Annotated in this window: 19 protein-coding genes; 10 read left to right on the top strand and 9 right to left on the bottom strand. The window is 49.6% G+C overall.

Going from position 1 to position 21345, the window contains the following annotated elements; all coding sequences use genetic code 11:
* Nucleotides 1-10 precede the first annotated feature (10 nt).
* Complete coding sequence (locus HH196_RS09155; RefSeq protein WP_169451820.1) at nt 11-1240, top strand: TIGR03862 family flavoprotein; 1230 nt, start codon at nt 11-13, stop codon at nt 1238-1240.
* 117 nt (nt 1241-1357) lie between these two features.
* On the opposite strand, the gene glyS is transcribed toward HH196_RS09155, so the two are convergent.
* From glyS to def, 7 genes are all read right to left on the bottom strand, one after another.
* Nucleotides 1358-3406 (bottom strand): glycine--tRNA ligase subunit beta, encoded by a 2049-nt coding sequence (gene glyS / locus HH196_RS09150; RefSeq protein ID WP_169451819.1) that lies wholly within the window; start codon nt 3404-3406, stop codon nt 1358-1360.
* Nucleotides 3406-4359: a glycine--tRNA ligase subunit alpha gene (gene glyQ / locus HH196_RS09145; protein ID WP_169451818.1), complete on the bottom strand. Its 954-nt coding sequence runs from the start codon at nt 4357-4359 to the stop codon at nt 3406-3408. The genes glyS and glyQ overlap by 1 nt, the downstream gene beginning before the upstream one ends.
* A 97-nt stretch (nt 4360-4456) precedes the next feature.
* Nucleotides 4457-5905, bottom strand: coding sequence for a TrkH family potassium uptake protein (locus HH196_RS09140; RefSeq protein ID WP_169451817.1), 1449 nt, complete (start codon nt 5903-5905; stop codon nt 4457-4459).
* A gap of 7 nt (nt 5906-5912) precedes the next feature.
* Nucleotides 5913-7307, bottom strand: coding sequence for a Trk system potassium transporter TrkA (gene trkA, locus HH196_RS09135; protein WP_169451816.1), 1395 nt, complete (start codon nt 7305-7307; stop codon nt 5913-5915).
* Nucleotides 7308-7313: 6 nt separating this feature from the next.
* On the bottom strand, nt 7314-8624 hold the full coding sequence (gene rsmB, locus HH196_RS09130; protein WP_169451815.1) for a 16S rRNA (cytosine(967)-C(5))-methyltransferase RsmB: 1311 nt from the start codon (nt 8622-8624) through the stop codon (nt 7314-7316).
* Nucleotides 8617-9552: a methionyl-tRNA formyltransferase gene (gene fmt / locus HH196_RS09125; RefSeq protein WP_169451814.1), complete on the bottom strand. Its 936-nt coding sequence runs from the start codon at nt 9550-9552 to the stop codon at nt 8617-8619. The genes rsmB and fmt overlap by 8 nt, the downstream gene beginning before the upstream one ends.
* Nucleotides 9553-9603: 51 nt before the next feature.
* Nucleotides 9604-10119: a peptide deformylase gene (gene def, locus HH196_RS09120; protein WP_169451813.1), complete on the bottom strand. Its 516-nt coding sequence runs from the start codon at nt 10117-10119 to the stop codon at nt 9604-9606.
* Between the two features lie 188 nt (nt 10120-10307).
* Here def and HH196_RS09115 point away from each other — a divergent pair, with 188 nt between their 5' ends.
* The 6 genes from HH196_RS09115 to HH196_RS09090 all read left to right on the top strand — a co-directional run bounded on the left by HH196_RS09115 (nt 10308) and on the right by HH196_RS09090 (nt 17379).
* The gene (locus tag HH196_RS09115) at nt 10308-11345 is read left to right on the top strand and encodes a LysM peptidoglycan-binding domain-containing protein (protein WP_169451812.1); all 1038 of its coding nucleotides are present in this window, start codon (nt 10308-10310) and stop codon (nt 11343-11345) included.
* 55 nt (nt 11346-11400) lie between these two features.
* A complete protein-coding gene (locus HH196_RS09110) occupies nt 11401-12579 on the top strand; it encodes a DNA-processing protein DprA (RefSeq protein ID WP_169451811.1) in 1179 nt (392 codons plus the stop codon).
* 19 nt (nt 12580-12598) lie between these two features.
* The gene (locus tag HH196_RS09105; RefSeq protein ID WP_169451810.1) at nt 12599-13159 is read left to right on the top strand and encodes an L-threonylcarbamoyladenylate synthase; all 561 of its coding nucleotides are present in this window, start codon (nt 12599-12601) and stop codon (nt 13157-13159) included.
* Nucleotides 13160-13169: 10 nt separating this feature from the next.
* Nucleotides 13170-14090 carry an oxygen-dependent coproporphyrinogen oxidase gene (gene hemF / locus HH196_RS09100; protein WP_169451809.1) on the top strand — a complete coding sequence of 307 codons (921 nt, stop codon included), beginning with the start codon at nt 13170-13172 and terminating at the stop codon, nt 14088-14090.
* Nucleotides 14087-14911 carry a shikimate dehydrogenase gene (gene aroE / locus HH196_RS09095; RefSeq protein WP_169451808.1) on the top strand — a complete coding sequence of 275 codons (825 nt, stop codon included), beginning with the start codon at nt 14087-14089 and terminating at the stop codon, nt 14909-14911. Before hemF ends, aroE begins: the two co-directional genes overlap by 4 nt.
* Before the next feature lie 98 nt (nt 14912-15009).
* Complete coding sequence (locus HH196_RS09090; protein WP_169451807.1) at nt 15010-17379, top strand: Lon protease family protein; 2370 nt, start codon at nt 15010-15012, stop codon at nt 17377-17379.
* Nucleotides 17380-17516: 137 nt separating this feature from the next.
* Here the strand turns inward: HH196_RS09090 and HH196_RS09085 are convergent, their stop codons facing one another.
* The gene (locus HH196_RS09085) at nt 17517-18059 is read right to left on the bottom strand and encodes a gamma carbonic anhydrase family protein (RefSeq protein WP_169451806.1); all 543 of its coding nucleotides are present in this window, start codon (nt 18057-18059) and stop codon (nt 17517-17519) included.
* 94 nt (nt 18060-18153) lie between these two features.
* Between HH196_RS09085 and prlC the strand changes: the two genes are divergently transcribed.
* The 3 genes from prlC to HH196_RS09070 are packed head-to-tail and all read left to right on the top strand — an operon-like array spanning nt 18154 to nt 21055.
* Complete coding sequence (gene prlC / locus HH196_RS09080) at nt 18154-20184, top strand: oligopeptidase A (RefSeq protein ID WP_169451805.1); 2031 nt, start codon at nt 18154-18156, stop codon at nt 20182-20184.
* A 15-nt stretch (nt 20185-20199) separates the two neighbouring features.
* Nucleotides 20200-20478 carry a YheV family putative zinc ribbon protein gene (locus tag HH196_RS09075; RefSeq protein ID WP_169451804.1) on the top strand — a complete coding sequence of 93 codons (279 nt, stop codon included), beginning with the start codon at nt 20200-20202 and terminating at the stop codon, nt 20476-20478.
* 1 nt (nt 20479) lies between these two features.
* A complete protein-coding gene (locus HH196_RS09070) occupies nt 20480-21055 on the top strand; it encodes a DNA-3-methyladenine glycosylase I (protein WP_169451803.1) in 576 nt (191 codons plus the stop codon).
* Nucleotides 21056-21181: 126 nt separating this feature from the next.
* On the opposite strand, the gene HH196_RS09065 is transcribed toward HH196_RS09070, so the two are convergent.
* The gene (locus tag HH196_RS09065; protein ID WP_169451802.1) at nt 21182-21343 is read right to left on the bottom strand and encodes a hypothetical protein; all 162 of its coding nucleotides are present in this window, start codon (nt 21341-21343) and stop codon (nt 21182-21184) included.
* Nucleotides 21344-21345: the final 2 nt, after the last annotated feature.

Below are 21345 nucleotides of genomic sequence, written 5' to 3'. Positions count from 1 at the left end.
GGAGTCATAAATGAATAGTAAGCGAGCTGTAGTGATTGGTGGAGGTCCGGCTGGGCTCTTTGCAGCTGAGCAACTATCTGCACGTGGTCATACAGTGGATCTATATGATGCTATGCCAAGTGTCGCACGTAAGTTCCTTCTTGCTGGCATAGGTGGCATGAATATCACCCACTCGGAATCTATGGATAAATTTATCAGTAGGTATGGCGATGCCGCTGATTGGTTTAGCCCAATGCTAAATAGCTTTGGGCCTGCCGAACTTATCGATTGGATTCATGGCTTAGGTGTAGAGACGATTGTTGGAAGTTCTGGTCGTGTCTTTCCTGCAGAGATGAAAGCGGCACCACTTCTGCGACGTTGGAAAGCGAAGCTAGTAGAGCAAGGCGTTCGCTTTCACCCACGCTCACGTTGGCTAGGCTGGAGTGAGCAAAAAAGTGCCGCTGGTAATAATTGCATCTTGATTGAATCAGAGGGCGAAATTAGCTATGTCCAATTCGATGCTCTGATACTTGCATTAGGTGGCGGTAGTTGGAAAAAACTAGGCTCCGATGGCTCATGGGTTGATGTGCTACTAGAGGTGGGCGTAAATGTTAAATCACTTGCTGCTTCAAATGTTGGCTTTGAGGTCGATTGGTCTGATTACCTTAAAGAACGGATATCTGGTCAGCCCCTAAAAAAAGTGAGTCTCTATATTGAGGATCCATCAGTAAAGATAATCTCCGAGGTAATGCTAACTGAGTACGGAATTGAAGGCACAGGCGTATATGCTGCAAATAAAATTATCCGTGAGAATTGGGATAATGGTGCGACACTACTAATTGATTTTCTGCCAGAACATAGCCGTGATGCTATTGCCGACAAACTTACCTTCGCGTCCAAAAAAGAGAGCATGGCGAACAAATTGCGCAAGTTGTTCCGTCTAAATGTTACTGTCATCTCGCTTCTTAATGAGGGCGTTAAATTATCTGAACTGAACCCTTTGCAGCTCGCAGATAGGATTAAGGGATATCCCATTCGGCTTAATAATCCGCGGCCAATGGATGAGGCTATCAGCACCATAGGCGGGGTTGATAGAGAAACCTTGAGTAATGGCTTGATGGTGATCTCTAAACCAGGCATTTTTGTTGCCGGTGAAATGATTGATTGGGATGCGCCGACCGGTGGTTATCTTTTAACGGGCTGTTTTACAACTGGATATCGTGCCGGGCAGGCCGCTGCTGATTATTTGGATGGCTTATAGATTGATATGTTTCACGTGAAACATGGCACTCAGAACAAGCTGAGCTAAAACAAAAATAAGAAAATAGAGAAATGAAAACGCCCTCAGAAGAGGGCGTCTTAGTACCATAGCGAGCTCTTAAGCTAGTTTTGAGATATCTGCAATACCGTAGAAGAGCGCATGTAGCTGGCTAAGGACAGCCAAGCGGTTGTTACGAATTTGCTCTTCATCAGCCATAACTCGAACCTCTTCAAAGAATCGGTCGATTGGTGTGCGTAGGTCCGCAAGGGACTGAAGAGCACCTTGGTAGTCACCCGCTGCAGTCATTGTAGAAACCGCAGACTGAAGGTTAACTAGTGCCGAACCAAGTTCAATTTCAGCAGCATCACTCAATAGCGACTGATCAATAACAGCAGTCACTGGTGATTCAAGTTTCGCAAGAATATTAGCTACACGCTTGTTACCAGCTACAAGAGAAGCTGCAGACTCTAACTCCAAGAATTTAGAAACGGCGCGCGCACGACGAACAAAGTCGAGTGGTTTAGATGGGCGAACTTCATGGACAGAGAGGTAGATCTCAGCGCTGATACCTTCCTCTTCAAACCAGAAACGGAAGCGCTCTAGCATGAATTCAAAGACCTGCTCTGCGGCATTGTCTAGTGCCGGCAGATCGCTGTAGTTTGATGCAGCAATCGATAATAGCTCTTTCAGATCAAGATCCAGTTCATGCTCAACGATAATGCGAAGCACGCCAAGAGCCGCTCTACGAAGAGCAAACGGGTCCTTAGAGCCGGTAGGTGGCTGGTTAATCGCGAATAGACCAACAAGTGTATCTAGGCGATCAGCAAGCGCGACAGCGATACCCGTTTTAGTTGCAGGTAGATCATCGCCAGCAAACTTAGGCATGTACTGCTCATAAATTGCTTGAGCGACCTCGGTCTCCTCACCATCGTGAAGGGCAAAGTGGTAACCCATCAAACCCTGCAATTCTGTGAACTCATAAACCGTATCAGTTAAAAGGTCACACTTAGCTAGAAGAGATGCCCGTGAAGCAAACTCAACATTGCCGCCAATCTTAGCCGCAATCTGTTTAGCAGTCGCTTCGATACGTTCAGCTTTAGCGGCAACCGTGCCAAGCTCATTTTGGAAAACGACGCTCTTAAGCTTCTCTAGGCGATTGATTAGCGGAGCCTTCTTGTCTGTTTCAAAGAAGAATGCAGCATCGGCTAGGCGAGGGCGGATAACTTTTTCGTTACCAGCGATGACCTGCTGTGGATCTTTAGACTCGATATTTGAGATGGTGATGAAGTAAGGCATCAACTTATTGTTGCTGTCCACAAGGTGGAAATACTTCTGGTTCTCTTTCATCGAAAGAATAAGAACTTGTTCTGGTACTTCAAGGAATCGTTCCTCAAAGCGGCCAGCAAGCGCAACAGGCCATTCGTTAAGCGCACACACTTCGTCGAGTAGATCTTCATCAATCTCTGCTGTGCCGCCAATGCGAGCAGCTTCAGCAAGCACCTGAGAGCGAATCATCTCTTTACGTGCTTCAAAGCTAGCAACTACCTTGCCGGTATTTAGAAGCGCTTCTGCGTAATCTTTAGCGTTGATCAGCTCAATATCATGTGGGTAGTGGAAACGGTGGCCACGTGACTTACGGCCTGACTCAATGCCCAATAGTGAACAGTTAAGTACTTCATCACCCAGCAATGCCACAATCCATTTAACCGGACGGACAAACTCCATACGGCTAGCTGCCCAGCGCATGCGTTTAGGGATAGGTAGACCAGCAAGCGCAGTCTCTAAAATAGCTGGCAGAAGTTCGCTTGTCGCTTTGCCTTCTTCAGTGCCACGGTAAACGTAGTAATCACCTTTATCGGTAGCTTCAATCTCTAGATCTTCAAGAGAAACACCGCAGCTACCAGCAAAGCCTTTCGCTGCCTGTTCAGGTGCTTTAGCTGATGGGCCGCGCTTCTCAATTGAACGATCCGGTTGCTGAGCATCCAGAGCGCTAATGATTACAGCTAAGCGACGTGGTGCTGCAAAAAGCTCAATTCCCGTGTAAGAGAGCTGTGCATCTTTAAGCTGGCTCTCAATACTTTTGCCTAGGGCATCAGAGAGGGTAAGTAGGGCACCTGGTGGTAGCTCTTCAGTACCTAGTTCGAATAGAAAATCTTTAGTGCTCATTATTCTGCTCCCTCCAGTGAGGCTAGTACCTCGAGGCGAATCTTCTCTTCAGCTAGTGGGAAGCCAAGCTCTTTACGTTTGTTGAAGTAGCTTTCAGCAACGCCTCGAGCCAGGGTACGAACACGAAGAATGTAACGTTGACGTTCAGTAGCAGAGATAGCATGACGAGCATCTAGCAGGTTGAACGTGTGAGATGCTTTCATCACTTGCTCGTAGGCTGGTAGTGGCAGATTAACGTCGAGTAGTTTCTGACACTCCTTCTCGTAGTGTTCGAAGTTCGCGAACAGGTGAGGCACATCGGCATATTCGAAGTTGTAGGTCGATTGCTCTACTTCGTTTTGGTGGAAAACATCACCATAGGTTACAACGGTACCGTCTGGTGCTTTTGACCAAACGAGATCGTAGACGCTATCCACCTCTTGAATGTACATCGCAAGACGCTCAAGGCCGTAGGTGATCTCGCCAGTGACGGGGTAACACTCAAGACCACCAACCTGTTGGAAGTAGGTGAACTGAGTCACTTCCATGCCATTGAGCCAAACTTCCCAGCCTAGACCCCAAGCACCAAGTGTTGGAGACTCCCAGTTATCTTCTACGAAACGAACATCGTGAGTAAGTAGGTCAAAGCCAACACGCTCAAGTGAGCCTAGGTATAGCTCTTGGAAGTTGTCTGGGTTTGGCTTCATTACCACCTGGAACTGGTAGTAGTGCTGAAGACGGTTTGGGTTCTCACCGTAGCGACCATCTGTAGGACGGCGGCTTGGTTGAACGTAGGCAGCATTCCAGCTCTCTGGGCCAATCGCACGTAAAGTTGTCGCTGGGTGGAAGGTACCCGCGCCCACTTCCATATCAAGCGGTTGAACGATGACACAGCCCTGTTCAGTCCAATACTGTTGTAGGGCGAAAATCAGGCCTTGGAATGTACTTACATCTGGTTTGACAGTGTCGGTCACGACAGAGGTCCTCGACTAGGATTTCTTGCAAAAAATTAGCCGAGGATTGTACACCAAAACCCCATATGTGGGGTAGAGCGGCGAATAGCTGAAGTGATTAACGACGCCAGAAAGCGGGGGTTAACAGAACCAGTAGCGTAAAGACCTCAAGACGGCCTAGTAACATCGCAAAGACCAGTATCCATTTAGCAGGGTCTGAGATGCTGCTGTAGTTCTCGGCAACATCGCCAAGGCCAGGACCTAAGTTATTCAAAGTAGCTCCGACAGCAGACCAGGCAGTGACCTGATCTAGGCCAGTCGCGAGAAGCGCGATCATCATCAAGACGAATACCATGAGGTAGACCGAGAAGAATCCCCATACAGCTTCTAGCACCTTGCTTGAAATGGGTTGACGACCCAACTTAACAGGCATGATCGCATTTGGGTGGATCAGACGAACAATCTCACGGTAACCCTGTTTAAGAATCAGAAGCAGACGTATCTGTTTCATACCGCCGCCCGTTGACCCGGCACATCCGCCGGCAAAGGCTGCAACAAATAGCAGGAATGGCAGCATCGCTGGCCAATGAGCAAAGTCCGCTGTAGCAAACCCCGTGGTTGTAGCCACTGAGACGACCATGAACGCTGACTTGCGTAGTGCATCCATCGACTCATACGTATCGGTGAAATCAAGAATGAAGAGCGTGAACAGCACCAGTAGCAGCAGTGAAGCTATGTAGAACTTAAACTCAGGATCTGAGAAGTAGTGGGCCACCGCTTTGCTACGCCAAGCTGCAAAGTGAAGGCTGAAGTTAATGCCAGATAAGATCATGAAGACTATCGCAATCGATTCGATCAGGGCGCTGTCGAAGTAACCAATACTCGCGTCATGTGTCGAGAAACCGCCAATAGCAACAGTCGCAAAGCTATGGCCAATCGCATCAAATAGATCCATCCCTGCAAACCAGTATCCAAGTGCACACGCGATGGTTAGCGTGAGATAGATGTTCCATAAGGCTTTTGCGGTTTCAGTAATGCGCGGTGTGAGTTTCGAATCTTTAACTGGTCCCGGAGTCTCTGCACGGTAGAGCTGCATACCGCCGACACCCAGCATCGGAAGAATGGCGACGGCCAGCACGATGATACCCATGCCGCCAAGCCACTGCAGCTGTTGGCGGTAGTAGAGCAGTGATTTAGGTAGCTCATCTAAGCCAACAATAACGGTTGCACCTGTGGTAGTTAAGCCCGAAACGGACTCAAACAGTGCATCGGTGAAACTCAGTGTAATCGATTCCGAAAAGTGGATAGGGAGCGAACCAAACAGGCTCAAAACGCTCCAAAACATTACGGTGACAAGGAAGCCATCACGAATTCTAAGATCTTGGCGAACGCGCATCACCGGCAACCAAATGAGGAAGCCAGTCAGTAGGGTAACGACAAATGCACCAACAAAGGCTGCTAGGTTGCCATCATCATAAATTAGGGAGACTGCTGCCGGGGGAATCTGCGTAAAGCTGAATATCATCAGCAGCAGACCTAGGATTCGAAGGATGACTTTAAAGTGCATAACGTCCTCAGAAGAAGCCTAGGCCAACAGTAAAGAGCTTCTCTACATCGGCAATGTGACGACTATCAACTAGGAAGATAATGACGTGGTCGCCATCTTCCACAACAACGTCATCGTGTGCGATAAGCACCTGATCATTACGAACAATAGCCCCGATGGTTGCACCCGTTGGAAGCGCAATATCTTCAATAGCCTTGCCGACCACTTTAGAGCTTGATGGGTCGCCATGTGCTACAGCCTCAATAGCCTCAGCCGCACCTCGGCGCAGAGAGTGAACGGCTGCAACGTCACCGCGACGCACGTGTGCAAGCAGCGCACCGATAGTGGTCTGCTGTGGCGAGATGGCGATATCAATTACACCACCTTGAACTAGGTCCACGTAGGCGGGGTTATTGATCAGTGTCATTACCTTGCGAGCACCTAAGCGTTTGGCGAGCATCGACGCCATGATGTTCGCTTCATCATCATTGGTCAGAGCACAGAATACATCGGTATCTTCGATATTCTCTTCAAGGAGAAGGTCGGTATCACTCGCACTGCCATGCAATACGATGGTGTTTTGTAGATCATTGGCCAGGCGGTGACAGCGCTCTAAACCGCGTTCGATAATTTTGACCTGGAACTGCGATTCGATCGATTCAGCAAGTCGGAAACCGATGTTACCGCCGCCTGCGATGATGATGCGTTTGTAGGGATTATCAAGACGGCGAAGTTCACTCATCACAGAACGAATATCTTTAGCAGCCGCAATAAAGAAAACCTCGTCATCCGCCTCTATGACGGTATCACCCGTTGGGATGATAGGTCGGTCTTGTCGGAAGATAGCTGCAACACGTGTGTCGACATTTGGCATGTGTGCACGCAGTAACGCAATTTCACGTCCTACTAGCGGGCCGCCATAGTAGGCTTTTACAGCAACCAACTGGGCGCGACCGCCCGCAAAGTCTAGTACCTGAAGCGCACCTGGATGCTGGATCATGCGCGCAATATGTTGGGTGACGAGTTGCTCTGGGCTGATCAAAACATCGATAGGTATGCCCGAGCCATTATTCTCTTTCTGGTCGTTAAAGAGTTTGCCGCCATCAAAGTTGTAAGCCTGATCACGAACACGTGCGATAAGCTTCGGAACACGGAAGTGAGACCAAGCGACCTGACAAGCGATCATGTTGATCTCATCGCTGTTGGTCACCGCAATTAACATGTCGGCATCATCGGCGCCAGCACTGAGAAGAATAGTTGGTAGAGAGGCCTGACCTTCAATTGTTCTGATATCTAAGCGGTCTTGCAGTTCGCGAAGGCGCTTGCCATCCACGTCGACAACGGTGATATCGTTCGCTTCGCTAGCTAGGTGTTCAGCCAGTGAGCCACCGACCTGGCCCGCGCCTAAGATTACGACATTCATTGAAGCCTAAGCCTCCTCAGCGCGTGTTAAACACGCATAGTAAAAACCATCATGCCAGCTCTCTTGGGCGAAGAGTTGGCGACCGCGTGGTCGTTCCACTCCCCAATCCGCATCAATTTTTAATTCTGATGCGTCAATATGATCTTTCAAGAACCTCTCGACCACGCGTTCATTCTCCTGTGGGAAGATTGAACAGGTTGCATAGAGCAATGTACCACCGGGCTTTAGCATATCCCAGAGATTATCGAGTATTGCCAGCTGGGTATTGGCCAGCGGCACAATATCTTCATTGCGACGCAACGCCTTAATATCTGGGTTGCGACGAATCACCCCAGTTGCACTACAGGGGGCATCTACCAGGATACGGTCATAGGGCTCGCCACTCCACCAATCCTTCGTAGCCGCATCGCCGATAATCAAAGCTGCTTGTTGGCCTAGTCGCTCAAGGTTCTCTTCAATGCGAGGTGCTCGGCGTGGTTCTAGCTCAACCGCTTCAATTTCAATATCTGGTGTATGTTCAAGAAGATGGCAGAGTTTACCGCCAGGTGCTGCACAAGCATCGAGTACTCGTTCGCCTGATTTTGGTGCCAAAAGCTGAGCTGCAAGTTGTGCCGCTTCATCTTGAACTGAGACCAAGCCATTAAAAAAGCCCGGCAGTTTATCAACACCGCAGGGTGTCTGCAGGTAGATAGCATCAGTCGAGAACTGGCCTGCACGCGACTCGATGCCAGCATCGGCGAGTTGTTGAATATAGGCCTCGCGCTCAACTTTTTGGCGGTTTACACGCAAGCACATGGGTGGACTTTGATCGTTGCTGGCGAGAATCGCTTGCCACCGATCAGGCCAGTTATTTTTTAGCTTAGCAATCATCCACTCTGGGTGATTCCACTGTGCCACTTCTGAGTGTTTGAGTGTTGCTTCTAGTGATTCTGATTCGCGCTGGTAGCGGCGCAGCACTGCATTTAGCAGTTTGCCCGCCCAAGGTTTATCGAACTGCTTAGCTGCCTCTACAGTTTCGTTGATAACGGCGTGTTCGCCAACCGAGAGGTGGCGAATCTGGTAAAGCGCGCTGATAAGAAGCGCGTAGATATCAAGATCATCATCACGGAACGGCTTGCGAAGCAGCATCTGACTCAACGCATCTAACTGTGGCTGATAACGGAAAGTACCGTAACAGATCTCTTGGAACAGCGCCTTATCACGCCCTTCAACCTGCGCTAATGCAGCGGGCAGCCTACTGGCAATAGAGCCTTGATGTTGCAGCAGCTGAGTTAGTAACTGCGCAATCAACGCGCGAAGATTATAAGAGTTACTCAAACTTCATACCTGGTTGGAAAGGGTGGTTGTTTGAGTTGAGCAGTGCTGCTGCATCAGTGGCACGACCGCCAGGCATCTGAATCGATTTAATCAATAACGAGCCCTCACCACAGCCGATCAGAATGCCCTGTTTATCGGCTTTGATGAGCTCGCCAGGTTTGCCAGAGTTATCAGTCACAGATTGAGCCTGCCAAATGCGAACTACCTTGTCGCCAAGGTTGGTGTAAGCGACTGGCCAGGGTGATAGGCCTCTCACTTGGCGAGCAATATCATTGCTGCTTGAGGTCCAATCGATTGCACCTTCGACTTTCTCTAGCTTTTCAGCGTAGTTTGCTAGCGAATCATCCTGAATTTCTGGTGCAAGCTCGCCGGCAAGCAGGGCTGGAAGTTGTGCAACAAGCATCTCTGAACCTAAAACAGCAAGGCGATCATGTAGCTCACCGCTTGATTCGGTTTCGGTAATTGCCGTCGTAACCTTGGCTAGCATTGGGCCAGTATCAAGTCCCGCCTCCATCTGCATCAGGGTCACACCGGTTTCGGCATCACCAGCAAGTAGCGCACGATGAATAGGTGCAGCACCGCGCCAGCGTGGCAGGAGTGATGCGTGAACATTCACACAACCGTGCGTTGGTGTATCCAATACAACCTGCGGCAGGATTAGACCGTAAGCGACAACAATCATCAGATCCGGCTTAAGGGCTGCCAGTTCAGCTTGTGCGTCGGGATCACGCAAAGTGAGGGGTTGGAACACCGGAATCTCAGCATCCAGGGCAACCTGTTTTACAGGGCTCGCTTGTAATTTGCGACCACGGCCAGCAGGACGATCGGGTTGGGTATAAACAGCGGTGACATTAATGCCCGCATCAAGAAGTGCCTGCAGGTGTGTTGCAGCGAAATCGGGTGTGCCTGCGAAAATGATGTTCGACAAATCGGTTTCCTAAAATAAAAACAGGCTTGCTGGGCAAACCTGTTTAGTAAATTACGCGTGTTGTGCTTCGAATTTGTGTTTCTTCTCAAGTTTAGAGCGAATACGATCGCGCTTTAAACGAGAGATATGATCGACAAACAGCTTACCATTCAGGTGGTCAAGCTCATGCTGGATACAGACCGCAAGCAGCCCCTTCGCTTCAAGTTCGTATGGCTTGCCATCACGATCCAATGCCTTAAGACGCAAGTGCTCTGGACGCTCTACATTCTCATAAAAACCAGGCACTGACAGGCAACCCTCTTGCATCTGGTCTAGCTCTTCAGTCAGAAGCTCGTACTCTGGGTTGATCAGAACCAGCGGCTCATCGCCCTCTTCAGAGATATCGATAACAACGATGCGTTTGTGGACATTGATCTGCGTTGCTGCCAAACCGATGCCTGGTGCCGCATACATCGTCTCGAACATATCATCGATCAGTGTTCGAATCTCATCGTCGACTTGCTCAACTGGCTCAGCAATTGTGCGCAGGCGTGGGTCTGGAAATTCAAGGATGTTCAGTAGTGCCATATCAATATTTTCTTACTCTCTTGCAGTTTATGCTTAGAGTTTCGTCCAATGTTAAAAATTTGGGCTATTATAACCCATAGATTCTGCTTTGCATGTCACTGGCAAAGTGTAATTGTAAGATGATCTGCATGGTATCTCCCTTGGGTTGTTTGAAGGGGTTGATCTTTGGCGTTACTCGAAGAGGTGATATGAAAAAGTTTCTAAATCGATTTGTCGCGCTACTGCTTTGTAGCTCTGTGCTTCAGATACAAGCTGAAACGATCAAATTGGCTGACAATGCACCCAATGAATACGTCGTTGTGAAAGGCGATACGCTGTGGGATATCTCTGCTCGTTTTCTGCAAAGCCCTTGGCTCTGGCCAAAGGTATGGGAGGCGAATGCACAGATCTTTAATCCACACCTGATCTATCCCGGTGATGTGATCTACCTCTACTGGCAAAACGGTGAGCCGCGCCTAGGCGTTAAGCAGCCTTCAGGGCCAACAGGTACCGTAGTACTGACACCTGAGGTTAAGGTGATTCCTCGTAAAGAGGCTATTCAAACCATCCCTTTACGAGACCTGCGCGCCTTCCTGCATGACAACCAAGTGGTTTCTCAAGATCTACTCGACAATGCGCCCTATATTCTTGGTGGCAAGAATCAGCGCATTCTTGCCGCGAACGGCGATCGTGTCTATGCACGTGGCACGCTCGTTGGCGACGAGAAGCTGCAAGCTATCTACCGCCCATCAAAAACCTATAAAGATCCTCACACTGGCGAGGAGCTAGGTTTCGAGTTGCACCGCGTCGCTGATGTTGTGGTGCGTGGTTTTGAGTCCGAAACAATCAAGCTTGATGTGGCCAATGCTGTCGAAGAGGTTCGTATTAAGGACCAGGTCATTCCGAGTGAAGAGAGTGCGCTTAACACTCGGTTTACCCCCAAAGCGGGTCCTGAGCTCGAAAACGTTGAGATCATCGCTGTTCATAACGGCGTAGCTAATATTGGGCAGTTTGACACACTGACAGTGAATGCAGGCCTCAGAGAGGGTGTCTCGGTAGGGGATGTGTTTGCGATCTTCAATCGTGGCGAAAAAATTCGAGACCCGAAAACCGGAGAAACCCTGCGACTGCCCTCAGAGCGAGCAGGCGAGTTGATGGTATTCAAAGCCTTCGAAAAAGTGAGCTACGCAATCGTGATGCGTGCCCATGAGGTGATTAAGCTTGGAGATGAGCTACACACCCCTTAAAACAAATATCTAAATAATGAGCCAAGGATCGGCTCATAAAAATTGGAGAGCAAGGATGCCACCAGCCCTAGAGGATTGGGTTGCCCTGCGTCTGTTGGCGCTGCGACCCAGAGTAGCTCAAATGCTACTCGAGATACCCCACTGGAACGAGCTTATTCGGGACCCATCTGGCCTGAAACAGTTTCTTATTGAAGCGACCACTGGACGCTACTCACTCGCACAACTTGATGGACTTGCCGAACGAAGTCAGCAACTTTTGGAGCGCCTCGCAAAGTTAGAGTGTGTTGCAGTCGCCTTGGATTCGGCTTCCTATCCACCACTGCTTAAAACCCTATTTGACCCTCCGCCAGTGCTTTTTGTTCGAGGCGATCCGGCAATCCTTGCAGAGCCGCAGGTTGCGATAGTAGGGAGTCGTAAGTCGAGTTCGCTTGGACGGGCAACGGCTGAACGTCTTGCCACAGACCTAGCCACAGCCGGTATACACGTTACAAGCGGTTTAGCATTGGGGATAGATGCCGCAGCCCATCGTGGAGCCATATCACACAGTGTGCGATTGGATGCTAAATCGGATAAGCAGACGGCCCAAGATTTTTTATCTCAAACGAGCGAGCGCTTCGGAAAAACTGTCGCTGTAATGGCGACTGGGCCAGATCAAATCTACCCAACACGAAATGCCAATCTTGCTGATCAGATACTCGTTTCTGGAGGGGCGATCATCACTGAGCAGATTCCCGGCACCCAGCCTCGTCCTTTTCTTTTTCCCGAGCGCAATCGAATCATCTCTGGGCTTAGCCTGGGTACGTTAATTATTGAAGCATCAATTAAAAGTGGCTCATTAGTAACCGCCAAATTAGCGCTTGAGCAGGGCAGAGAGGTGATGGCAATTCCGGGCGCTTTGAATAACCCAGGTGCGCAGGGGTGTCACCACCTCATTAAACAGGGCGCAGCACTTGTCGAAAATGTTGAAGATATACTTCTTGCTCTGCACAAAGATTTGCGTGAATTTACCCCTTATGTAAAAAGCGCTCCAGTCAATAACAACCACTCACCACTCGATCCACTATTACATCTGATTGGCAAAGAGCAGCCTTCACTGGATCAGCTTTGTCTTATGTCTGGCATGGCAATTTCAGAGTTACAGATCAAATTGACCGAGTATGAACTGCAGGGAGTAATTCAGAGGGAGGGTGTACGATTCGTTTTAGTCAGCAGCTCAGGTAGAATGTCACTCTGAATTTCTGAGCGAATGAGATATGTTGAATCATTGGAATATCCATCAAGCAGCTAGGATTGTCCGTGAAGGTGGTGTCATTGCCTATCCAACAGAGGCTGTCTGGGGCCTTGGATGTGACCCGTGGAACGAGGCTGCTGTAATGAGGCTGCTCGCTCTTAAGCGCCGGCCGGTAGAAAAGGGCCTCATTTTAGTGGCGAGTGATGTTGATCAAATCGAACCCCTTCTTTATGGTCTGACCTCTACACAACGTGCAGCTGTGATCGATAGCTGGCCTGGTCCAAACACCTGGTTACTGCCTGATGAAGAGAACTTGATTCCTGCTTGGGTTAAAGGCAAGTTTAGCTCCGTAGCTGTCAGAGTTTCCGCGCATCCTGTTGTAAAGAGGTTGTGTGCAGCCGCTAAAATGCCGTTAGTCTCTACCTCGGCAAATCCAGCAGGATCAACACCTGCAAGAACAAAGCTGAGAGTGAGCGCTTACTTCGGTTCAAATTTAGATTTTCGAGTGCAGGGTGCTTTAGGCGATTCATCTCGCCCGTCATTGATTCGTGATGCTCTGACTCAAACCGTTATTCGAGATTAAGGAGAACTCCATGAGTAAACCAAATGTTGCAGAGGTGAAGGCCTTTCTAATGGATCTTCAGGATCGCATTTGTCAGGCACTTGAAGCTGCAGATGGCGGAGCTAAGTTTGTGGAGGACTCTTGGGATCGTGAAGAGGGTGGTGGCGGTCGCAGCCGTGTCATCACTAATGGTGCTATTTTTGAAAAGGGCGGCGTTAACTTTTCTCACGTTCACGGCAATCAGATGCCAGCTTCAGCAACAGCCCATCGTCCTGAGTTGCAGGGTCGTAATTTTGAAGCGATGGGTGTCAGCTTGGTTATGCACCCAACCAACCCGATGATTCCAACATCACATGCCAACGTTCGCTTCTTCATTGCTGAGAAAGAGGGCGAAGATCCAGTATGGTGGTTTGGTGGTGGCTTCGATCTTACCCCTTACTACGGTAACGAAGAGGACTGTGTTTTCTGGCACCAGGTGGCTAAAGATGCCTGCGATCCTTTTGGCAGTGATGTATATCCCCGTTACAAAAAGTGGTGTGATGACTACTTCTTCTTGAAGCACCGTGGTGAGCCGCGTGGTATCGGCGGTCTCTTCTTTGACGACCTTAACGAGCTTGGATTTGATCAGAGTTTTGCACTCATGCAGTCGATCGGTAATGCCTATGCGCAAGCGTATGTGCCTATCGTTGAGCGTCGTCGCAATGACCCTTATGGCGAACAAGAACGCGACTTCCAGCTTCATCGTCGCGGTCGTTATGTTGAATTTAACCTGGTGTTCGACCGCGGTACCCTGTTTGGTCTTCAAACAGGTGGGCGAACCGAATCTATTTTGATGTCTCTTCCACCTGAAGTGCGTTGGGACTACAACTGGGCACCAGAGCCTGGCACAGCAGAAGCGCGTTTGACAGAGTACTTCCTACAGTCTCGTGATTGGCTGGGCTTAGAGGCATGAGTCTGCTATACCGTGTAACGGGTAATCCGATCAAACACAGCCTTTCGCCGCGTATTCATGCGCACTTTGCGCAGGTTACTGGTGAGCCGATTGAGTATACAGCGCAGTTGGAGGAGGCTGAGACCTTTACCGATAATTTGCGTCGCCAGCTCACCAGCGGTGAAATTTTGGGGAGTAACGTAACCCTGCCATTTAAAGAGTTGGCCTGGGCTTTGGCTGAAGTTAGAACGGCCAGAGCAGAGACCGCAGGCGCTGCAAATACTCTCTGGTTGAATGACGCGGGCCAGATCTGTGCGGATAACACAGACGGCATTGGTTTACTGACCGATCTTAAAAATAACCTCGGACTAGAGCTCGAGAATCGCCGAGTGTTAATACTAGGTGCGGGTGGTGCAGTGCGTGGTGTCATTCAGCCGATGCTTGATGCGGGTGTGACTGAAGTGATTATCGCTAACCGAAGCGTTGAGCGTGCCCAAGCCATTGTCGATATCTTCCCTGGTGCGCCGCTTAAAGCGATTAGCTATGCGGAAATCACCGGTCCCGCTTTTGATCTGATTGTGAACGGCACCTCAGCCAGTATTGGAGGCGAGTTACCGCCTGTTCCAGATGCAGCAATTGATGCTAATACCTGCGGTTATGACATGATGTATGGCGCTACTAAAACGCCATTCTGTGAGTGGTGTGAAGCTCACAATGCCCGTGCAATCGACGGTCTGGGGATGTTGGTTGAACAAGCAGCTGAGTCATTTTTTATCTGGCGTGGTGTGAAGCCTGAAACAGCCGCGATTCTGGCTGAATTACGCTCTGAACTGCAGCCTTAAAACTGGTTAATTTCTCTAAAATTACACCGTTTTAGCGTTGACTTAGCGTGGCATGACCGTCAGTCTTAGGGTATCCATTCGCTGCTAGGGATACCCACATGGAAAAGCTCGCTCCTCTCTCCGTCGATCAGCTCTACCGTACTTGCGACAGCGAGTTACTCCCTTTCAAAACCACCGATGACCTAGAAGGCTACAGTGGCTTCTTTGGCCAAGAGCGCGCTATTGAAGCGATGGAGTTTGGGGTCGGTATGGTACGTCCAGGTTATAACCTCTTCGTGATGGGCACGCCGCATACCGGCCGTTTCTCATTCGCGATGGAGAATCTAAAATCTGCAGCGAAGAGACAGAACAAACCATACGACTGGTGCTATCTCAAGAATATTTCAGATACTCGCTACCCTAAGGCTCTAAAACTGCCTGCAGGTAAAGGGGTTAAGCTACAGCGAGACCTAAGCAAGCTGTTGAACCGTGCCATAACAGAGCTGCCAGCTGCCTTTGAAAACCCAACCTATCAACGCCAAAAGAGCACCATAGAACGTGATTTTGCGCGACTTTATGATGCTGCTGTAGAGGTTGTTGAGCGTAAAGGGCGCGAGTACTCGATCGCCGTCTATCGTGATGCCGGTACCATTGGCTTTACACCAGTAGCTGAGGGACAGGCAATTGATGAGGCTGTTTTTTCGGCACTACCAGAAGAGATTCGTGATGCATTCAATCTACACATCTCGGAACTTGAAGAGCTGTTGAATGAGCAGCTCACCGAGATGCCTCGCTGGCGCCGTGAAGCAGCTGATGCACTTCGCTATCTAGACCGCGATACCGCACGTCACACGCTTGTTCCACTCTTTGATGAGGTGCGAACTGAGTATTCAAACCTATCCGGTGTGAATGACTATCTGAATGATGTCGAGCATGATCTGATTCGCAACGCTGGTGAAATGGTTGCAGATGGGATCTTCGAAAGTAAATCAGAAGCCGCCCGTCGTGAGTTCATGAACGATAATTATGGGCTTAACCTGCTAGTTGATAACGAGCGGACCAAAGGTGCGCCGGTCGTTTACGAAGCGCACCCAAGCTATGAAAACCTATTTGGCCGTGTTGAGTACAACTCAGAAATGGGCGCTATGGTTACCAACTACCGCCTGATTCGTTCGGGCGCCTTGCATCGTGCTAATGGCGGTTACCTAGTCATTGAAGCAGAGAAGCTCCTTGAACAGCCCTTTGTTTATCAAGCGCTTAAACGTGCCCTCAAAGCCCATGAAATTCGAATCGAGAATCCGGCCAGTGAATTCACCGGTATTAGCACAGTAACGCTTTCGCCAGAAGCGATAGATCTGAACGTGAAGCTGGTGCTGATAGGTGGTCGAGATATCTACTACCTACTCCAAGATCTAGATCATGACTTCGAGAAGATGTTCCGAGTTGTTGTCGATTTTGAAGAGGATGTGCCACGCACCGATGCCACCATTCGACAATATGCGAGGTTGATGAGCACCCTCGCTAATGAAGAGAAGTTGGCACCATTAACGCGTGAGGGTGTGGCGCGGTTAGTAGAGCACTCATCACGGCTTGCTGGTGATCAGGACATGCTCTCAGCACACATTGGTGAGCTTAAAGATCTACTCTGCGAAGCGGATTACCGACGTAACAGCGTCGAGGATAAATACATCGACGCCCACCATGTCGACGCAGCGCTTGCTGCCAAAGAGCGCCGCACCGGTCGCCTTGCCCAGAAGATTCATGAAGGTATTACCAATGAGACCGTATTGATCGATACTGACGGCGAGGCGATTGGTAAATCGAACGGCTTAACGGTACTTCAAGTCGGCGATGTTAGCTTTGGTACACCTGCGCGTATCACCGCAACTGTGCACCCGGGTAGCCGCGGTATCGTTGATATCGAGCGAGAGGTCACACTCGGGCAGCCGATACACTCTAAAGGCGTACTCATTCTTTCCGGTTACCTCGGCCACCGTTATGCAAAAGATTTCCCGCTGGCGATCTCTGCGAGTATCGCGATGGAGCAGTCTTATGGCTATATCGACGGAGATAGCGCCTCAATGGCTGAGATCTGTACCCTCATCTCCGCACTGACCCATATTCCTATCAAGCAGCAGTTTGCGATGACCGGCTCCATCAACCAGTATGGTGAGGTGCAGGCCATAGGCGGCGTTAATGAGAAGATCGAAGGCTTCTTCCGCCTGTGTGAAACTCGCGGATTAACGGGTCGACAGGGTGTCATCATTCCTCAGGCTAACGTAAGACACCTTATGTTGAAGCAAGAGGTAGTGGATGCCGTTCGCCAAGGTGTTTTCTCAATCTACTCAGTTGCCACAGTGGATCAAGCGCTTGAACTGCTGATGGGCAGAGATGCCGGCAAAGAGAAGGCGGATGGTGTATTCAACCAGCGCTCAATCGGTGCTGAAGTGGTTAAACGACTGCGTGAGATGGCTAAGGCGAAAGCTTAGTCTCTGCCGGGTTCAAGAGTGGGGTCAGACCAAAGGTCAGACCCCGGTGCCAAAAATTATTTCGAAGCTCCGGTGTCTGACCTCCGGTCTGACACCATTTTCTAATTACGCTTCGTAATCATTAACGCCCCGAAGGCTTACCCCGCCCAATCTTCCTGAAGGTGCTCATCCTTCAATTTCACATAGTTAGAGGCTGAGTAGCTAAAGAAACTCAGCTCCTTTTCGGTGAGATCTCGCACCTCTTTGACGGGGCGGCCCATATAGAGTTTGCCGCTCTCAAGGCGCTTACCTGGTGGTACAAGTGAGCCCGCACCAATTACCACGTCATCTTCGACAACGGCACCGTCCATCACGGTTGCAGACATGCCAACGAGCACCCGGTTGCCTATTGTGCAGCCATGCAGCATCGCCATATGGCCAATCGTTACCTCGTCACCGATGAGTAAAGGGTAGCCATCAGGGTTGTAACTGCTGGCATGGGTGATATGTAAAATGGCACCATCCTGGACATTACTTCTAGCCCCAATCCGAATGTGATTCATATCCCCGCGAATAGCGACAAGCGGCCAAACAGAGCTGTCATCACCTAGCACCACATCGCCGAGTACCACGGAGCTTGGATCCACAAATACGCGTTCACCAAGGGTGGGTGTAATACCTTTAAATGGGCGAAGTTTCATGAGTTGCTCCTTTATCCTGAGGTGCCAGTTGAATAAATGATCTAATCGCCCCATTGTATAGTAAGTAGATTGAATTAGAGACTCGGAGATTTTAATGAGTAATCCGTTGTTAACACCGGCTGCACTACCTCCATTTAGTGCAATTAAAGCAGAGCATATGGTGCCCGCAATTGAGCACCTCTTAGAGCGAAACCGAGCGCGCATTGCCGAACTGGTAGAACAACCCATGACCGACTGGCAGAGCCTGGTTGGTGAAATTGAGCACCTCAATGACGAGCTTGCTCAGGCTTGGTCTCCAGTTTCTCATCTCAATGCAGTGCGTAACTCAGATGAGGTGCGTGAGGCCTACAATGCCTGTCTTCCTAAGCTCTCTGAGTACTTTACGGAGCTTGGCCAGAACGAAAAACTCTATCAAGCCTTTGAAGCGTTTTCGGCAAGTGATGCTTTTCAAAAGTTATCATCGCCTCAGAAGAAAGTGATTACTAACTCACTGCGTGACTTCCGTCTGGCGGGGATCGGTCTTGAAAAAGAGAAGCAGCAGCGTTACGCAGAACTGCAGTTGAAACTCTCTGAACTGACTACAAAATTCTCTGAAAACGTACTCGACGCAACCCAGGGATGGGTTAAACATGTGACCGATGATGCAGACCTAGCTGGTCTTCCAGAGCATGTCTTAGTTGCCGCAAAGTCTGCTGCCGAGGAGCGCGAGCTTGAGGGTTGGGTTCTCACTCTGGATTTCCCTGTCTACTACGCAGTGATGCTGCAAGCGGAGAGCCGTGAACTGCGTAAAGAGTTCTACTCAGCCTATGCAACACGTGCCTCTGATCAGGGACCAACGGCAGGCCAGTGGGATAACTCGAATCTCATTACGGAGATCCTCACGCTGCGTTTAGAGCTTGCTCAACTACTGGGCTTTGCAAACTATGCAGAGTATTCACTTGCTACAAAGATGGCGCAATCGACAGATCAGGTTGTGCAGTTCCTAGAGGACTTGGCTGCTCGCAGTCGCCCACAAGCCGTTACCGAACTCGATGAGCTTCGCGCCTTTGCTAAAGAGTCGGGTAACCTAGAGAGTGTTGAAGCTTGGGACCTCACCTTTTATGCAGAGAAGCTGAAACAGCAGCGCTTTAATATTTCGCAGCAAGAGCTTCGTCCTTACTTCCCATTGCCACGTGTGCTTAACGGTTTATTTGAGATTACTGATCGTCTATTCGGTGTAAAAGTTGAAGAGATTGCTGAATTTGATACCTACCATGCTGATGTGCGTCTATTTGAGCTATCGCGCGATGGTGAGGTATTGGCGCACTGTTACCTAGACCCATTTGCTCGTTCAGGTAAACGCGGTGGTGCCTGGATGGACGATTGCCGTGTGCGCCGTCAAAAGGATGGTACGGTTCAGCTGCCAGTTGCCTACCTGGTGTGTAACTTCACACCGCCACTGAAAGGTGAACCAGCGCTACTGACTCATGATGAAGTCACTACGCTATTCCATGAATTTGGTCACGGTATCCATCACATGCTGACCCAGATGGAGCATGCGGATATCAGCGGTATTAATGGTGTCGCTTGGGATGCTGTCGAGCTACCAAGTCAGTTCCTTGAGAACTGGTGTTGGGAGCCTGAAGCGCTTGCGCTCATCTCAGCTCACTACCAAACAGGTGAAGCATTACCCCAAGAGAAACTAGATCGTCTCTTGGAGGCTAAGCACTTCCAGTCCGGCATGATGATGGTTCGCCAGTTAGAATTTTCGCTATTTGATTTCATCTTGCACCGTGACTTTGAGCCGGGCAGAACTGAAGTTCAAACAGTGTTAGACAAGGTACGTGCTGAAGTCGCTGTTATGTCACCGCCAAGCTTTAACCGATTCCAGCACAGCTTTAGCCATATCTTTGCTGGAGGATATGCGGCGGGTTATTACAGCTATAAATGGGCAGAAGTGCTATCTGCAGACGCCTTCTCACGTTTTGAAGAGGAGGGGATCTTCAATGCAGAGACCGGCGCATCCTTCCGTAAAGCGATTCTTGAGAAGGGCGGTTCAGAAGAGCCTATGGAGCTCTTTGTTGAGTTCCGCGGTCGCGAACCTGAAGTGGATGCACTACTTCGTCATTCAGGCATTGCCGCATAAAATCAGGAGATAAGAATGTCTGTCGTAAAACGTTTTGTCGCGGGTGTAGTCTGTCCACGTTGTGCAGAGATGGATACCACCCGTATGTATCGTGACGAAGAGCGCGAATATCGTGAGTGTGTGAAGTGTGGTTTCGAGGATAGTCTTCGCCTAGATGGTCGCCCCGAAGCCGAAGAGCTAGAGACGCGGGTTAATCATGAAGGCGCCGCCGATCCGCTGACTAAGACACTAGAAACCGAAGTGACTGCGCAACCGCTGCAGTTCTATCCAAACCCACAGGCAAAAGACCACTAAGATGGCTGACAGTGAAATCTGCGGGTGGGCCCGCCACTCAGAGATTGAGCATCAGTACCATGATGATGAGTGGGGTAGGCTTAGAACAGATGACCACACCCTTTTTGAGTTTTTGATCCTAGAGTCTGCCCAAGCAGGTTTAAGCTGGAGAACAGTGCTGAATAAGCGAGAAGGGTATCGCCATCACTACTGCAACTTCGATCCGCACAAAGTAGCTCAATTTGGTGAGAAAGAGATTGAGGCGATGCTAGCAGATGCAGGAGTTATTCGAAATCGTGCCAAGATCGAAGCATCTATAAACAATTCGCGTATATTTTTAGAAATTTCAGCGGAGTTTAGTGGTTTTGCGAACTACATCTGGTCCTTTATGGACACTAAAACGATCGTAACTAACCCCAAAACAATGGCAGATATCCCAGCAGAGACAGAACTTTCAAAACAGATCGCTAAAGATCTCAAAAAACGCGGAATTCGTTTCTTCGGCTCAACAATAGTCTACGCCTACCTGCAAGCCACCGGTTTCGTAAACGATCACCTAATCACCTGCCCACAGTTCGAATCCTGCACCCAAAACTGATAGATGTCGCGGCCTTCTCTCTTCGAGAGTAGGTCACTCCTACGAAAGCACCTTGTACGAGGGATCTGCGGCGCAGCCGAAGACCCTGACTGTAGGAACGAATTGCCAAAGGCAAACCGTGACCGATTAAGGCGCTTCTACTCTATTTCTACGATTCTCAGCACGAATCAAAGCTTTACGCCTCTCCATTTCAACTTCAGCGGCATTGCTTTCTAGAAAGCGAGCTTGGCCTTTATCAAAACGTGAAAAGGCCTCGTTTATCTCTTTGTTAATATCTTCTTCATTCATAT

It is taken from the genome of Marinobacterium sp. LSUCC0821, assembly GCF_012848475.1.
GTDB lineage: Bacteria > Pseudomonadota > Gammaproteobacteria > Pseudomonadales > Balneatricaceae > Marinobacterium_E.
This window is presented reverse-complemented; position numbering and strand designations above follow the sequence as displayed.

What these genes read in the sequence shown, in the direction of transcription:
- def (WP_169451813.1), bottom strand. Translation starts at nt 10,119, where the DNA reads ATGGCACTACTGAACATCCTTGAATTTCCAGACCCACGCCTGCGCACA.
- hemF (WP_169451809.1), top strand. Translation starts at nt 13,170, where the DNA reads ATGAGTAAACCAAATGTTGCAGAGGTGAAGGCCTTTCTAATGGATCTT.
- HH196_RS09085 (WP_169451806.1), bottom strand. Translation starts at nt 18,059, where the DNA reads ATGAAACTTCGCCCATTTAAAGGTATTACACCCACCCTTGGTGAACGC.
- HH196_RS09075 (WP_169451804.1), top strand. Translation starts at nt 20,200, where the DNA reads ATGTCTGTCGTAAAACGTTTTGTCGCGGGTGTAGTCTGTCCACGTTGT.
- aroE (WP_169451808.1), top strand. Translation starts at nt 14,087, where the DNA reads ATGAGTCTGCTATACCGTGTAACGGGTAATCCGATCAAACACAGCCTT.
- trkA (WP_169451816.1), bottom strand. Translation starts at nt 7,307, where the DNA reads ATGAATGTCGTAATCTTAGGCGCGGGCCAGGTCGGTGGCTCACTGGCT.
- HH196_RS09115 (WP_169451812.1), top strand. Translation starts at nt 10,308, where the DNA reads ATGAAAAAGTTTCTAAATCGATTTGTCGCGCTACTGCTTTGTAGCTCT.
- HH196_RS09155 (WP_169451820.1), top strand. Translation starts at nt 11, where the DNA reads ATGAATAGTAAGCGAGCTGTAGTGATTGGTGGAGGTCCGGCTGGGCTC.
- HH196_RS09065 (WP_169451802.1), bottom strand. Translation starts at nt 21,343, where the DNA reads ATGAATGAAGAAGATATTAACAAAGAGATAAACGAGGCCTTTTCACGT.
- HH196_RS09110 (WP_169451811.1), top strand. Translation starts at nt 11,401, where the DNA reads ATGCCACCAGCCCTAGAGGATTGGGTTGCCCTGCGTCTGTTGGCGCTG.
- HH196_RS09140 (WP_169451817.1), bottom strand. Translation starts at nt 5,905, where the DNA reads ATGCACTTTAAAGTCATCCTTCGAATCCTAGGTCTGCTGCTGATGATA.
- HH196_RS09070 (WP_169451803.1), top strand. Translation starts at nt 20,480, where the DNA reads ATGGCTGACAGTGAAATCTGCGGGTGGGCCCGCCACTCAGAGATTGAG.
- HH196_RS09090 (WP_169451807.1), top strand. Translation starts at nt 15,010, where the DNA reads ATGGAAAAGCTCGCTCCTCTCTCCGTCGATCAGCTCTACCGTACTTGC.
- prlC (WP_169451805.1), top strand. Translation starts at nt 18,154, where the DNA reads ATGAGTAATCCGTTGTTAACACCGGCTGCACTACCTCCATTTAGTGCA.
- glyS (WP_169451819.1), bottom strand. Translation starts at nt 3,406, where the DNA reads ATGAGCACTAAAGATTTTCTATTCGAACTAGGTACTGAAGAGCTACCA.
- HH196_RS09105 (WP_169451810.1), top strand. Translation starts at nt 12,599, where the DNA reads ATGTTGAATCATTGGAATATCCATCAAGCAGCTAGGATTGTCCGTGAA.